This is a genomic window from Winogradskyella pelagia, assembly GCF_017581965.1.
Lineage (GTDB): Bacteria > Bacteroidota > Bacteroidia > Flavobacteriales > Flavobacteriaceae > Winogradskyella > Winogradskyella pelagia.
In genome coordinates this window covers 62,032-76,680 of sequence record NZ_JAGEVF010000002.1, presented here as the reverse complement: position 1 = coordinate 76,680, position 14,649 = coordinate 62,032, and the positions used below count along the sequence as shown (strand labels likewise).

10 protein-coding genes and 1 tRNA gene are annotated in these 14,649 nt (G+C 37.7%); 10 read left to right on the top strand and 1 reads right to left on the bottom strand.

The annotated features are described in order from the left end of the window. The first annotated feature begins 8 nt into the window (after positions 1 to 8). The 10 genes from J4050_RS02765 to J4050_RS02720 all read left to right on the top strand — a co-directional run bounded on the left by J4050_RS02765 (position 9) and on the right by J4050_RS02720 (position 14,482). Complete coding sequence (locus J4050_RS02765) at positions 9 to 1,103, top strand: SusE domain-containing protein (protein ID WP_243878533.1); 1,095 nt, start codon at positions 9 to 11, stop codon at positions 1,101 to 1,103. A 10-nt stretch (positions 1,104 to 1,113) separates the two neighbouring features. Then, positions 1,114 to 2,577, top strand: a complete 1,464-nt coding sequence (locus J4050_RS02760) for a SusE domain-containing protein (protein ID WP_208152427.1) — start codon at positions 1,114 to 1,116, stop codon at positions 2,575 to 2,577. Between the two features lie 63 nt (positions 2,578 to 2,640). After that, complete coding sequence (locus tag J4050_RS02755) at positions 2,641 to 5,493, top strand: alpha-amylase family glycosyl hydrolase (protein ID WP_208152426.1); 2,853 nt, start codon at positions 2,641 to 2,643, stop codon at positions 5,491 to 5,493. Between the two features lie 97 nt (positions 5,494 to 5,590). Further along, positions 5,591 to 6,739 carry a glycoside hydrolase family 53 protein gene (locus J4050_RS02750; protein ID WP_208152425.1) on the top strand — a complete coding sequence of 383 codons (1,149 nt, stop codon included), beginning with the start codon at positions 5,591 to 5,593 and terminating at the stop codon, positions 6,737 to 6,739. Between the two features lie 11 nt (positions 6,740 to 6,750). Continuing rightward, positions 6,751 to 9,201, top strand: a complete 2,451-nt coding sequence (locus tag J4050_RS02745; protein ID WP_208152424.1) for a DUF4982 domain-containing protein — start codon at positions 6,751 to 6,753, stop codon at positions 9,199 to 9,201. Between the two features lie 4 nt (positions 9,202 to 9,205). After that, complete coding sequence (locus J4050_RS02740) at positions 9,206 to 9,631, top strand: DUF4174 domain-containing protein (RefSeq protein WP_208152423.1); 426 nt, start codon at positions 9,206 to 9,208, stop codon at positions 9,629 to 9,631. 9 nt (positions 9,632 to 9,640) lie between these two features. Beyond that, on the top strand, positions 9,641 to 10,768 hold the full coding sequence (gene galK, locus J4050_RS02735; RefSeq protein ID WP_208152422.1) for a galactokinase: 1,128 nt from the start codon (positions 9,641 to 9,643) through the stop codon (positions 10,766 to 10,768). A gap of 1 nt (position 10,769) precedes the next feature. After that, positions 10,770 to 11,810 carry a UDP-glucose--hexose-1-phosphate uridylyltransferase gene (locus J4050_RS02730; RefSeq protein ID WP_208152421.1) on the top strand — a complete coding sequence of 347 codons (1,041 nt, stop codon included), beginning with the start codon at positions 10,770 to 10,772 and terminating at the stop codon, positions 11,808 to 11,810. A gap of 30 nt (positions 11,811 to 11,840) precedes the next feature. Beyond that, positions 11,841 to 13,493, top strand: coding sequence for a sodium/sugar symporter (locus J4050_RS02725; RefSeq protein ID WP_208152420.1), 1,653 nt, complete (start codon positions 11,841 to 11,843; stop codon positions 13,491 to 13,493). 20 nt (positions 13,494 to 13,513) lie between these two features. Further along, positions 13,514 to 14,482 carry an aldose epimerase family protein gene (locus J4050_RS02720; RefSeq protein ID WP_208152419.1) on the top strand — a complete coding sequence of 323 codons (969 nt, stop codon included), beginning with the start codon at positions 13,514 to 13,516 and terminating at the stop codon, positions 14,480 to 14,482. A gap of 38 nt (positions 14,483 to 14,520) precedes the next feature. On the opposite strand, the gene J4050_RS02715 is transcribed toward J4050_RS02720, so the two are convergent. Next, a tRNA-Leu gene (locus tag J4050_RS02715) sits at positions 14,521 to 14,602 on the bottom strand. Between the last annotated feature and the right edge of the window lie 47 nt (positions 14,603 to 14,649).

Here is a 14,649-nt window from a genome sequence, read left to right as displayed (position 1 = left end):
AAATGAAAATGAAACGTAAAATATCAATTCTTCTATCCTCTTTATTTGCCTTGTTTGTTTTTACGGCATGTGAAGATGATTCAGATCAATTTACAGTTACGGAAACAGATCCGGTAAGTTTATCTGAACTTAGCATCGACATGATTGAGTTAGATGCTGCGAACCCAAACAACCCAGCAGTTACTTTTAATTGGACCGTAGCTGATTATGGTCAACCTGCTGAGGAACGATACGCTTTAGAAGTATCTTCAGATGAAACATTCACAAATCCAGTAGTTCCAAGTACGGTCAATGGTAATAATACCGTTACCTTGTCTATGGGCGAGTTAAACTCTGCGGCTGGTAATGCTGGATTACCTCCATTTGAATGGAATACGCTCTATGCACGAATCGTATCTAGCTTAGGCACACAAAATGGTGTGGCTGTAGGCTCCAATGTTATTACTTTCCAAGTGTTTCCATTTTTTAATTATCCATTTAAAGATTATTATTTGGTGGGTAATGCAACGGCAGCAGATTGGAATAATAACAATAACAATCCCGCACTTTTTAGAGATGCTGATAATTCTAATCTTTATACCTATACAGGTTTTTTTAATAGCGGTGAGTTTAAGGTACTCGAGGTTAAAGGACTTTGGCAGCCACAATGGGGAACTAATGATGGAGCCTCGATAGACGTTAACCCAGGCGATACTTCTGACCCTGGAACGTTTCCAAACAACAACAGTAGCATAGGTGCTGCTGGTTATTACACCTTTACAATAAATTTTGGGAATAGTTCATTCTCTTTTGAAGCTTTTGACGAAAGTGGGGCTACTGACTATATGTCAATAGACATTGAAGGTTCTGCTCTCACTGGACCAGTATCTATGACTAGACTAAGTGCTAGTGATAGTCACGTTTGGTACGCTAATAGTGTAGCGTTAAACCCTGGTGATTTAGCATTCTCGACGGACCTTGGCTCAACTTGGGGAAGTGAAACTTCTTTCTCTGGAAAAGCAACAGAAGGAGGTTCTAATATTCCTGTTATTGTTGGAGACCTTTACGATGTTTGGTTCAATGATCTTACAGGAGATTATATTATGATTCCTTTAAACTTATAAAATAAATTCTATGAAAATGTATAATAAACTAAATCGACTTTTAATAGTCTTTGCACTTTTGTTCTTTACTTGTGAGAACGAAGAGACATTGATTATTACAGAACCTGATGCCGCATTTTTGTTGCAAGAACCGGGCATATCCAATATTAACTTAAACTTTGGATTAGATACCAATCCAGCATTTACCATTTCTTGGAATGATGAAGTTACTGGAAGTTCTAGTTATGATATTGAAATGTCATTAACTGAAACATTTGATGCTCCTGTTATATTAGGAAATTCTACTGGAAGTTCTTTTTCTATTAATACCATGGATTTAAACATGGCCATTAATAGTGCTAACCCAGAAATTTTCTCAGAAGTACCTATTTATGTCCGAGTTGATGCGGGCGATGCGCAGAGTAATGCAGTAATATTTTTTGTTAATGCATACCCTCTTGACCCAGCAATGATAACAAATCCATCTCAAAACGATGTCTTTGTTTTAGATATCGCATCACAGGATTTAGTTGTTTTCACCTTATCTTGGGAAGATCCAGCATTGACAACTTCGGACAATGTAGATTATTCAGTTGAAGCTGCCTTAGCGGGAACAGATTTTGCTACTGTAATTCCTGTAGGGGTTGGTTCCAACATCAATTCTCTAGACGTCACTCATAGCGACCTTAATGGAGTTGCCTTAGGTCTTGGAATAGCACCGGAAACTGCTGCTGACATGGAGGTAAGACTTAAAACCTTGACTACAAATTCTAGTGGCAATACCTATGAAAGGATTTCTGATCCAGTAACAATTAATGTTACACCATACAATGTGGCATTCCCATATATTTATTTAGTTGGTGCGAGTACTGCGGCAGGTTGGTCTAATAACAACAATAATCCTGTTGTATTTAGAAGTCAGAATACTCCTAATTCTTACGAATTTACAGGATACTTTCAACCTGGTGGATTTAAAATTCTTGAATCACCTGGTTCTTGGCAACCACAATGGGGAACAAACGATGGTTCTACCCTAGGCGTAAACCCCGGAGGTGGATCTGACCCAGGAATATTTGATGTTCCTACAGCAGGATATTATACAATGTCTATTCCATCATTAACACCAGGTGCTAATTATACTATTGAGGCATTTGATGCATCTGCCGCACCAACATACAATTCAATTGGTTTAATTGGTCAAGCCATTGGTGGCTGGGGCGATGGAGATGAAATCGAATTGATTCAGAGAGACCCTGTAAATAATCCTCACCTCTGGTATGCTTCAAATGTTTCTTTTACTAATGGTGAAGAATTCTTAATAAGACCAAACGACGATTGGAATAACGGCGTTTGGAGATATACGGGTTCACAGGAGTTATTTGGACAGGCAAATTTAGCTGGAAGCGGTAATAATTTTCCTTTCTCTGCACCTTCTGGAAACTACGATGTATGGTTTAATGACCTAGACGGAAGCTACGTTATTATCCCGAACTAATAAATTTCTTTACATAAAAAGAGGCTGATGTATATTCAGCCTTTTTTTTTCAAAAAAAACGATATGAAAAAAATTACCCTTTTAATCTTATTACTCACTTCCTACCTCGGATTCAGTCAGTTAACTATTAGCCCTAACCCTTTCGAGATTACAGATCAAATTACTATTACAATAGATATTAGTGCAGATACAGGCTGTAATGGCCTGGTTAATCCTTCTAAAGTGTATATGCACTCAGGAGCAGGAGATGACACCAATGCTTTTGGGTTTAGTGTCATAGGCAATTGGGGACAAGATGATGGTGTTGGTGAAATGGTCAATATTTTTGGAACCACGTGGGCCATTACTATAACCCCTTCAACTTATTACGGACTCACAACCACGCAACAAGAAAACGTTACGCAACTTGGCTTCGTTTTTAGGAATGCCAATGGAACACAGGAAATGAAAAACAATGCGACCTGTGATGACTTTTACGCTGCTGTTGGTGCATTTCAGCATACATTAACAAATCCAACAGAACCTGTAACATTTCTTAATGCTGGACAAAATCTTTCTATAGCATCAACAACTACATTGCCTGCAGATTTTAACTTAAAAGCTAATGGCACTTCAATAAGTACTAACTCTAATACACAATCTTTCAGTTTTAATGCAACTGTAAATACAACAACACTATACGAACTTGAAGCTACGGCGGGAGGTGAAACAATAGTTCGATCTTTCCAAGCCGTTATTCCTCCAACCGTTGTTAACCAGTCTATTCCCGCTGGCATCCGTGAAGGAATTAATTACAATTCTAATGATGCCACTAGAGCAACAGTAGCATTAAGAGCACCAAATAAGGATTATATCTATGTTGCCGGAAGCTTTAATGGCTATACTTTCAATAACAGTTATGTCATGCGACGCGATACAGCCGAAAATGACCTTTATTGGTTAGAGTTGACCGGATTAACACCAGGACAAATTGAAACCTATCAGTATTGGGCAGTTGATGAGAATCCTGTTGCAAATTCTCCAAACTTGGTTAAAACTGCTGATCCATTTTCTACATTGGTGTTATCACCTTTTGATGATGGCGGTATTCCATCCAATTCCTATCCTAATTTACCAGCCTACCCTGTAGGTCAAGAACGTGAAGTCACCGTACTTCAAACCGGGCAAACACCTTATAATTGGGTGGTAGATAATTTTACAAAACCAAAGAAAGAAGACCTTGTTGTTTATGAAGTTTTAGTGCGAGATTTTGATGCCGATAGGAACTATCAAAATTTAATTGACCGTTTTGATTATTTTAAAAATCTTAATATCAATGCCATTCAGCTCATGCCAGTTATGGAGTTTGACGGCAATGAAACTTGGGGTTATAATACTGCTTACCACATGGCCTTAGATAAATTCTATGGAACATCGGATAAGTTTAAAGAATTTGTTGATTTATGTCATCAAAACGGAATCGCTGTGATTTTGGATATTGCATTAAACCATGCCACGGGGAGAAACCCTTTAGTAAGACTATGGATGGATGATCCTGATAATGACGGTTGGGGAGGCCCGTCCAGTGCGAATCCATATTTTAATACAGTACCCCAGCATGATTACAATGTGTTTAATGATTTTAATCATCAAAGTACATTGACCCAAGAATATACAGAAAGAGTTATAGAACACTGGATTACGGAATATAAAATTGATGGATTCCGTTGGGACTTAACCAAAGGATTTACACAAAATTGTGGCCCTGGTTCTTCACCGGGTTGTACAGATCAATATCAACCAGATCGAGTACAATTGTTAAAGGAATATGCTGATCACTCTTGGAATTTAGATCCAACGCATTATGTGATTTTTGAACATTTAGGGCAGGATGGTGAAGAAAAAGAATGGGCCGATTATAGACTTGGAGATAGCGATGTCTCTAAAGGAATAATGATGTGGGGTAAAATGACCTCAGAGTATACAGACTTTGTTCAAGGATTTAGCAGCAACATTTCAAGAGCTACTCATCAAAGTAGAGGCTTTAATGCGCCTAGGCTAATGATGTACCCTGAAAGTCACGATGAAGAACGTGTTATGTATGAAACTGTAGAGTTTGGTAATAATGTTAACCCTTCACATAATCCAAGAAATTTAAATATTGCATTACAACGTATGGCGTCTATGGGAGCTGTAAGTTTAACGCTTCCAGGCCCTAAAATGATATGGCATTTTGCTGCCCTTGGGATGGATGATTCTATTTTTACCTGTTCTAATGGAACTGTGAATAATCCAAATTGTAAATTAGACACTAAGCCACAGCCACAATGGGTAGAGAATTGGCTAGGTGACACAGATAGAAAGGCACTCTACGATGCATGGGCAAGATTAATAGATTTAAAAATCAACGAGCCTGTTTTTGAAGGGGATTATGTCCTAGAAGGCGCTACGCAATCCGTAAGGGCATTTATTTTTGACAACACCCTGCCAAATGGAACTTTAAAGAATGTAGTAATCTTGGCTAACTTTAGAACTATTGATCAAAATATTATTCCAGATTTTCCTTTTACTGGTACTTGGTATGATTTAATGGATAATTCTCCTGTAAATATTACAAGCACTAGTAGTCCAATTCTTATACCTGCTGGTGAATTTAGAATTTATGGTAATGAAGAAGCGGCCGCCCTTAGTATTGCCGAGCAAGAATTAACCACTTTTACCATCTATCCAAATCCTGCACAGACTTCATTTAAGACTAATCTAAATGTTTCTAATGTAGAGATTTATGATATTACAGGTAAACTTGTTAAAGCCTTTAAAGGAGATTTTACACGTAATGATACTTTTGACATTTCTGACATAAATACAGGTATTTACATTGTAAAAATCGATAATAACAATAACCAAAGTCTGACGACCAAGTTAGTCAAGCTCTAATTATTAAGTGTTAGTTGAGCAAAAAAGGAGCTTCTCATTGAGAGGCTCTTTTTTATTGTTACCTTAGTAAAATCAACTTAAATAAGATAAAAACACTATGAACTTATTATGGACAATTGGTTTTGCTATCACCATCTTAATATTTACATTGACTTTCTCTTGCAACTCAAATTCCAACCAACTAGTAGAAGAAATTCCTTTAGAAGACATTTCATTTTTTTATGGTGCTGACTTGTCTTATGTAAATGAGATGGAAGATTGTAGTGCTGTGTATAAGAATAGCAGTGGCGAAGAAGAAGACGTATACAAAGTATTTAACGACCAAGGTGCCAATTTGGTACGACTTAGACTTTGGCATTCGCCAGAATGGACCAACTATTCTACATATAACGATGTTAAAGCTGCAATAGAACGTGCAAAACAACAGGGCCTTAAAGTACTTTTAGATTTTCATTATAGTGATACTTGGGCAGACCCTTCTAAACAAGAAATTCCTGCAGCTTGGTTACCCGAAATCAATAACACAGAAAATTTAGGTAGTTTACTTTACGACTATACGTATAATACCCTCGATAGTCTAGCTGCTGAAAATATCTTACCAGATATCGTTCAAGTTGGTAATGAGATCAATGGTATGATTTTGCAACAAGGTGAATTGGTATGGCCTATAGATTGGAGCCGAAACTCTTATCTTCTTAATAAAGGTATTGAGGCGGTAAGAAACATTTCTGAGGATCGTAATACACCTATCGAAGTTATGCTCCATATTGCTCAGCCAGAAAATGGATTATGGTGGTTTGAACAGGCTACTGCCAATGGCGTCACTGATTTTGATTGGATTGGGCTATCTTACTACCCTACGTGGTCGGAGTACGACCTTAACCAAGTTGAGACGCCTCTTAGAACATTAATTAACACTTACAGCAAAAGACTTATGATTGTTGAAACCGCTTATCCTTTCACCCTAGAGGATGCAGATTCTGCGGGTAACATAATGGGCGAAAGTGCCTTAACAGGTGGAATACCTGCTACTGAGCAAGGACAATTAGACTATTTAAACCAACTCTATTCCATAATTAAAAGTGCTGGTGGTGAAGGACTAGTCTATTGGGAGCCAGCTTGGGTTTCTACAAATTGCTCCACTTTATGGGCGCAAGGCTCACATTGGGATAATGCTACATTGTTTAAAAATGATGGCCTTCCAACAAAAGGAATGCAGTTTTATAACAATGCCTTAAACGATTAAAATTGGTACCAATGATAAACAAATATCCTCTCGTATTTCTTTGTTGCCTCTTTTATCAAATACAATTTATAGGTAGTCAAACGCGAGAAGTGATTTTACTTGACAAGGACTGGAAATTCAAAAAAGGGAAATCCTTAGAAGCCCATAAAACTAGTTTTGACACCTCTAGCTGGGAAACGGTTTCAGTTCCTCACGATTGGGCTATTTATGGACCTTTTAACAAAGACATAGATAAACAAGTTGTGGCCATTGAACAAAATGGAGAACAAATTGCTACTGAAAAAACGGGACGTACCGGCGCATTGCCTTACATTGGAGAAGCGTGGTATCGAAAAAACTTCCAGATACCCGAATTTGACACTAACAAAAGGGTGCTAATTGTTTTTGAAGGTGCCATGAGCGAGCCCGAAATTTTTGTCAACGGAAAGAAAGTAGGCGAATGGAAATATGGTTACAGTTATTTCTACTTCGATATTACAAACTATATAAATGCTTCAGAAGAAAATCTCCTAGCGGTTAAATTAACTAATATGGGACTATCGTCGCGCTGGTATCCAGGAGCTGGGCTATTCAGAAAAGTTCAATTAATCGTTACGCAAAAGACCAGCTTTAAGCAATGGAACACTTTTATTACTACACCTTTAATAACAGATAGCCTTGCCCAAATCAATATAAAGTCCGAGGTTATTGGTAAGCCTTTAAGACTAGAAACCGAAATCTATAATGCAGAAAATAATCTGATAGTTTCAAACTCTAGTGACGTCTTATTTGGGGACAAATTTGAGGAAAATTTAGGTGTTAAAAATCCAAAACTTTGGAGTCCGGAATCCCCATATTTATATACCGCAAAACTAAAATTATATGATGATAAAGGATTGGTAGATGAAATTACTCAGCGCTTCGGAATACGACGTATTTCATATCAACCAAATAAGGGATTTTCCTTAAATGGAAAAATACGTAAGTTTAAAGGTGTTTGCCTGCATCATGATTTAGGACCATTAGGTGTAGCCGTAAATAAAGCTGCACTGAAAAGGCAGCTTCGTATTCTAAAAGATATGGGATGTGATGCAATTCGTAGTGCACATAACATGCCATCTATTGAACAACTTGAGCTCTGTGATGAAATGGGATTTATGTTCATTGCAGAGAGTTTTGACGAATGGGCCAAGCCTAAGGTGAAAAACGGCTACAATCGTTTTTTCAATGACTATGCAGAAAAAGATGTTGTTAATTTAGTAGGTGCAACAAGAAACCATCCCTGTATTGTAATGTGGAGTGCTGGTAACGAAGTCCCAGATCAATGGGGCGCGGAAGGTGTTAAGCGCGCTAAATGGCTTCAAGATATCTTTCACAGGGAAGACCCAACCCGACCTGTTACAGTTGGCATGGATCAGGTTGAAGCGACCATGGCCTCTGGGTTTGGAGCATTATTAGACATTCCAGGTTTAAATTACCGCGTACACCTGTATGAAGAAGCCTATAAACGCTTTCCACAAGGTTTTATATTAGGGTCTGAGACAGCTTCAACGGTTAGCTCGCGAGGTATTTATAAGTTTCCTGTGGAGCGAGCCAGCATGAAAACTTATGACGACTACCAATCTTCATCATACGATTTAGAACATTGTAGCTGGTCTAATTTACCAGACGATGATTTTGTCCTGCAAGATGACAAGCCATGGGTTATTGGCGAATTTGTTTGGACGGGTTTCGATTATTTAGGTGAGCCTACACCTTATGATGAAGTCTGGCCAAGCAGAAGCTCTTACTTTGGCATTAATGACCTTGCAGGCTTACCCAAAGACCGTTACTATCTCTATCGCAGCCGATGGAACACTAACGATAACACCTTACATATCCTGCCGCATTGGAATTGGGAAGGTCGTGAAGGTGAAACAACACCAGTTTTCGTTTATACCAATTACAACAGTGCCGAATTATTTTTGAATGGTAAAAGTCTCGGTGTTCAAAGAAAGAACAGTGCCTCGCCACAAAATCGCTACAGGCTGATGTGGATGGATGTAAACTATGAACCTGGAACCTTGAAGGTGGTTGCTTTTGATGATGGTGGAAACCCTGCTGCAGAAAAGGAAATAAGAACTTCTGGAAAACCTCATAAAATTAGCCTTAAGCCAGACAGGATGGTTATAAACGCTGATGGTAAAGATTTAGCTTTTATTACAGTCTCGGTTGAAGATAAAAACGGTATTCCCTGCCCAACAGCAACAAACCAATTAGAATTTAGGGTAAACGGCGCCGGTACATTCAGAGCAGTATGCAATGGTGATGCAACATCACTCGAACCATTTCACCTACCCACAATGAAATTATTTAGTGGTAAACTGGTTGTTGTTATCCAATCATCTGATAAAGCAGGAGACATCACCTTAGAAGTTAAAGGTGATGATTTAAAAGAAGGGATATTAAGATTAAAGGCTTCAAAAGTAAAACAGAACATGTAAATTTATGAAACCAGTAATTGCCTTCATATTTATCATATTATGTATGCATTCAATAAATAGTCAAAATCTAGAGTCTTTTAAATGGAAGAATAGACTATTGCTGGTCTTAACCTCAAATACAAAATCGACCGCTTTTACTAGACAGCTTAAAATTTTAGAGACAGAATCCAAAGGCCTTGAAGAGCGAAAGCTACTGGTCTTTAAAATATCGCCTTATTTAGAAATGTCATCCCAAGAGCACAATGACTATTGGATTACAGATTCTAAAGTCTTCAAAAAATATAATAGTTCTCCGGAAGAGTTCAAGGTTATATTAATTGGTTTAGACGGTGGGATTAAACTTGAACAAAATACTGTACTTACGGCTAAAAATCTTTTTACTCTTATTGATGGTATGCCAATGCGACGTACTGAAATAAGAAAAAACTAATCCATATTTATGCTCAATCCAAATACGTTCGACGCTGATATCACCATCCATTCTCCCGGACGAATAAACCTCATTGGAGAGCACATAGACTATAATGGTGGATTGGTACTACCTGCCGCAATTGACAAAAGGATTTTACTAGAATTTAGAAAGACGTCCTCAGAAATCTGTACAATTTTCTCTAGTAACTACAACTCAAGTTTTACATTTAATATAAACGATGTCTCAAGAAGTGATATTGAATGGCAAAACTACATTCTAGGTGTCATTTTTCATATAAATCTTCTGAAACCAAATAGAATTGGTGGGTTTGATTGTATCATTGAAAGTAATTTACCGCTTGGGTCTGGTATCAGTTCTTCAGCAGCTTTAGAATGTGGCATGGCAAAGGGACTTAATGACCTGTTTAGTATTGGTCTTTCTGATATTGAACTTATAACCCTCTCTAGAGATGCAGAGCATAATTTTGTCGGCACAAAATGTGGCATCATGGATCAATTCGCCGTAGTAAAAGGCAAGAAAGACAAGCTCATTTTATTGAATTGCGAAACTCTTGATTACAGGCTCATTGAAGCTGATTTTAATCCTTACCAAATTGTACTTTTAAACACTAATGTGTCTCATAGCTTAGCTAGCAGCCAGTATAACGTAAGACGGCAAGAGTGTGAATCAGCCCTTAAAACAATAAAAAAATCCTACCCATCCTACAACAACCTTGTTGACATTCCACCCGAAATAATAGCAGAATTCAAGACTGTTTTACCTCAAAACATCTATAACAGGGCTTTATATGTCTCACAGGAGCAGCGCAGAACCTTAAAAGCAGTGAGTTACTTGAAAGCAAAGGATCTCATAGGCTTTGGGTGGTGTTTGTTTCAATCCCACTATGGCCTGCAACACCTTTACGAAGTAAGCTGTAAAGAGTTAGATTTTTTGGTTGACCAAGCAAGGGAACTTGATGATGTTATTGGTGCAAGAATGATGGGAGGCGGATTCGGAGGATGTACAATTAATTTAGTTCATAAAGAAAAAGTTAAGGAATTTATATCTGAGATGACCAAGTCCTACCGAAAACAATTTAATATCGATTTATCACCGATTGAAATTTCTATAGGTGATGGTGTAAAACAACTGTAATATGAACGCTTTATTTAACGAGCAACCACATAGACGCTATAATATTTTAACCGACGAATGGGTGTTGGTTTCTCCGCATAGAACGAAAAGACCATGGCAAGGAAAATCAGATAAAGCCAAACCTCTTGAATCCAAAAAGTACGATACCAATTGCTATCTCTGCCCTACTAATAAAAGAGCCAATGGGCTTCGCAATCCCGACTATCAAAACACCTATAGTTTTACTAATGATTTTTCGGCATTATTACCTTTAGAAAAGCATCTTGAATTTAATGAAGGCTTATTAAAAGCCTCTTCAGAATCAGGTATATGCAAAGTAGTTTGCTTTTCACCAAATCACAGCTTAACATTGCCATTAATGCCAATTGAAGAAATAGCAGAAGTGATTAAAATTTGGAAGAAGGAATTTACAGAACTCAGCTCAATACCAGATATTAATCACGTACAAATTTTTGAGAATAAAGGCGCTGTTATGGGATGCAGTAATCCTCATCCTCATGGACAGATTTGGGCACAACGAACCATTCCGGAGGTGGTGCTCAAAAAACAGACGCAACAACTTAAATATTACAATAAAACCGGCCGAAGTCTATTAGAAGATTATATCAAACAAGAATTAGAGCTAAACGAACGTATTATTCTAAAAAATAAATATTTTGTTGCATTAGTCCCTTATTGGGCCGTTTGGCCTTATGAAACTATGATTGTCCCATTATCACACTATCAAAATATCACCCAACTTAATCACAAAGAAGAAATGGCATTTGCAGAAATAATAAAAGACCTTACCATTAAATACGATAATCTGTTTGAAACGTCTTTTCCTTATTCATCTGGAATTCATCAAAGTCCAACAGATAAATCTCATCCTGAATGGCATTTCCACATGTCCTTCTATCCTCCACTATTAAGGTCGGCAGAAGTAAAGAAATTTATGGTGGGTTATGAGATGTTTGCTAATCCGCAACGCGATATAACGGCTGAACAAGCCGCTAAATCATTAAAAGAATTAAAAACGATACATTACAGCACACAACAATAGTCACTATACTAACTAATTCAACTTCTAGCAATGACAGGTAATTTTGAACTTATTGATTATATCATTTTCATCAGCTATGCTGTTTTAATTTTAGGTGTTGGTCTATGGGTTTCTAGAGATAAAGATGGACATCAAAAAAATGCAGAAGACTATTTTTTGGCGAGCAAATCCTTACCATGGTGGGCTATTGGAGCCTCTCTGATTGCAGCAAATATTTCGGCCGAACAATTTATAGGTATGTCAGGTTCAGGTTTTGCCCTTGGGCTAGCCATTGCTTCCTATGAGTGGATGGCTGCACTGACCTTAATTATCGTTGGAAAATATTTTCTACCTATTTTCATAGAAAAGGGACTGTATACCATCCCAGAATTTGTAGAGAAGCGGTATTCGACCCAGTTAAAAACGATTTTAGCCGTGTTCTGGATTGGGCTTTATGTATTTGTAAACCTAGCTTCGGTACTGTACCTGGGTGCATTAGCGCTAGAGACTATAATAGGTGTTCCCTTAATTTTTGGTGTTATTGGACTATCCCTATTCGCTGCGGCCTATTCTCTTTACGGCGGATTATCTGCAGTTGCTTGGACCGATGTTATTCAAGTCGTGTTTTTGGTTTTAGGAGGTTTGGTCACTACCTATTTAGCCCTAAACACAGTATCTGGTGGTGAGGGAGTTATAGAAGGCTTTAAAACCATATACGAAATCGCTCCGGACAGATTTGCCATGATTTTAGATGAGTCTAACCCAGAATACAACAATCTTCCTGGGATTGGTGTTTTGGTTGGTGGATTATGGGTAGCAAACTTATATTATTGGGGCTTTAATCAATATATCATACAACGAACTTTAGCCGCTAAATCCCTTAAGGAATCGCAAAAAGGTATTTTATTTGCCGCATTTTTAAAATTGGTAATACCAGTAATAGTAGTTATCCCAGGTATTGCGGCTTACGTAATCGTTAATGACCCTGAGCTATTAAAAAGCTTAGGCGAAGTAGGTATGCAAAATTTACCATCATCTGGTCAAGCGGATAAGGCTTACCCTTGGTTATTACAATTACTTCCAGCCGGATTAAAAGGGCTGGCATTTGCAGCACTTGCTGCTGCTGTAGTCTCGTCATTAGCATCCATGTTAAATTCTACCTCAACGATATTTACAATGGATATTTATAAGGAGTATTTTAATAAAAATGCCTCTGATAAAAAGACTGTTAATATTGGTCGGCTTTCTGCGGCAGTTGCCCTTGTTATTGCTTCAATTATGGCTCCTCTCCTCGGTGGTATTGATCAAGCCTTTCAATTTATCCAGGAATACACTGGTGTTGTAAGCCCTGGAATTTTAGCGGTTTTCATACTAGGATTATTCTGGAAAAAAGCTACCAATAAAGCTGCAATAATAGGAGCCTTATCCTCTATACCTATCGCATTATATTTTAAAGTGGCTCCGAAGGGTTGGTCATCCAACGCATTTTTTGTTGATGTCCCTTGGATGGACCAGATGGGATATACAGCTTTATTAACAATGGCGGTAATCGTTGGGGTCAGTTTACGTCAAGGTAAGGGGAAAAACGACGATAAAGGTATCACTCTTAAAGGTCACTTATTTAAAACCAGCCCTCTATTTAATATAGGTTCATTTGCTGTGCTACTCATTTTAGTTATGCTCTATGCCTTATTCTGGAAATAAATTAAATACCCTTTACTAAAGTGGAAACAATTACGCTCGCTAACAAAAATGGTCTAAAGCTAGAGATAAGTACGCTCGGAGCAACCATTACTCAGTTACTAATCCCTAGCAGAAATAGAAAAAACGTTAACGTAATAGCAAGTCTTCAGAACATAAAGGATTATAACTCCCAACAATACATTAAAGAAGGTCTTTATCTGGGAAGTACTATTGGTAGATTTGCTGGACGTATATCAAAAGGTTATTTTGAAATTGACAATATTAAATATCCTATCTACACTAAAAATAAGGTTCATTTACACGGTGGAAAAGTAGGTTTTGACAAGAAAATATGGACCATAGAAGACTGTAGCCAAACATCTGCAAAACTCTCTATTTTGAGTCCGCACATGGAAGAAGGTTACCCTGGAAACTTAAGCGTTTCTGTAACATTTTCGGTTACCGAAAACAATATGGTAAAATTGAATTATGAAGCCAGAACAGATAAAACAACCGTTTTAAATCTAACTAATCATTCCTATTTCAATTTAGATGGAAGCGGTACTATTTTAAATCATAGACTGCAAATTGAAAGTGATGCCTATCTTGAAGTTGATAAGACTCTAATCCCCACTGGAAGAGTATTGCCAGTTAAAAGTTCCTCATATGACTTTACGAAACTAAAGGAAATTGGACAACCCGATTTTAAAGGTTTGGATGACACCTATGTATTACGAAGTAACCCTTTAAAAGCAACTTTAGAATCCGAACAATCTGGAATACAAATGCGCGTGTACTCCAATCAACCTGCAATGGTGGTCTTTACGTCACCTGAATTTCCCAACTTTAACTTTAAAGGTGGTGCTTCCTATTCAAAATTTCCTGCTATTTGTTTTGAAACACAACATTACCCGGATGCACCACATCATAGCAATTTTCCAACAACGTTTTTAAGACCCAAAGACACCTATAGGCAAGAAACTTGCTTTGAATTTATAGCATTACCATAAAACAAAAAAAGACCCATCTGATTTGGATGAGTCTTTTGTGCGGGCGGGGAGACTCGAACTCCCACACCTCGCGGCACTAGATCCTAAGTCTAGCGTGTCTACCAATTCCACCACGCCCGCATTAAGGACTGCAAATATAAACAATAGTTTGAAATTTCAAACTCCTT

What these genes read in the sequence shown, in the direction of transcription:
- J4050_RS02730 (WP_208152421.1), top strand. Translation starts at nt 10,770, where the DNA reads ATGAACGCTTTATTTAACGAGCAACCACATAGACGCTATAATATTTTA.
- J4050_RS02725 (WP_208152420.1), top strand. Translation starts at nt 11,841, where the DNA reads ATGACAGGTAATTTTGAACTTATTGATTATATCATTTTCATCAGCTAT.
- J4050_RS02760 (WP_208152427.1), top strand. Translation starts at nt 1,114, where the DNA reads ATGAAAATGTATAATAAACTAAATCGACTTTTAATAGTCTTTGCACTT.
- galK (WP_208152422.1), top strand. Translation starts at nt 9,641, where the DNA reads ATGCTCAATCCAAATACGTTCGACGCTGATATCACCATCCATTCTCCC.
- J4050_RS02740 (WP_208152423.1), top strand. Translation starts at nt 9,206, where the DNA reads ATGAAACCAGTAATTGCCTTCATATTTATCATATTATGTATGCATTCA.
- J4050_RS02750 (WP_208152425.1), top strand. Translation starts at nt 5,591, where the DNA reads ATGAACTTATTATGGACAATTGGTTTTGCTATCACCATCTTAATATTT.
- J4050_RS02755 (WP_208152426.1), top strand. Translation starts at nt 2,641, where the DNA reads ATGAAAAAAATTACCCTTTTAATCTTATTACTCACTTCCTACCTCGGA.
- J4050_RS02745 (WP_208152424.1), top strand. Translation starts at nt 6,751, where the DNA reads ATGATAAACAAATATCCTCTCGTATTTCTTTGTTGCCTCTTTTATCAA.
- J4050_RS02765 (WP_243878533.1), top strand. Translation starts at nt 9, where the DNA reads ATGAAACGTAAAATATCAATTCTTCTATCCTCTTTATTTGCCTTGTTT.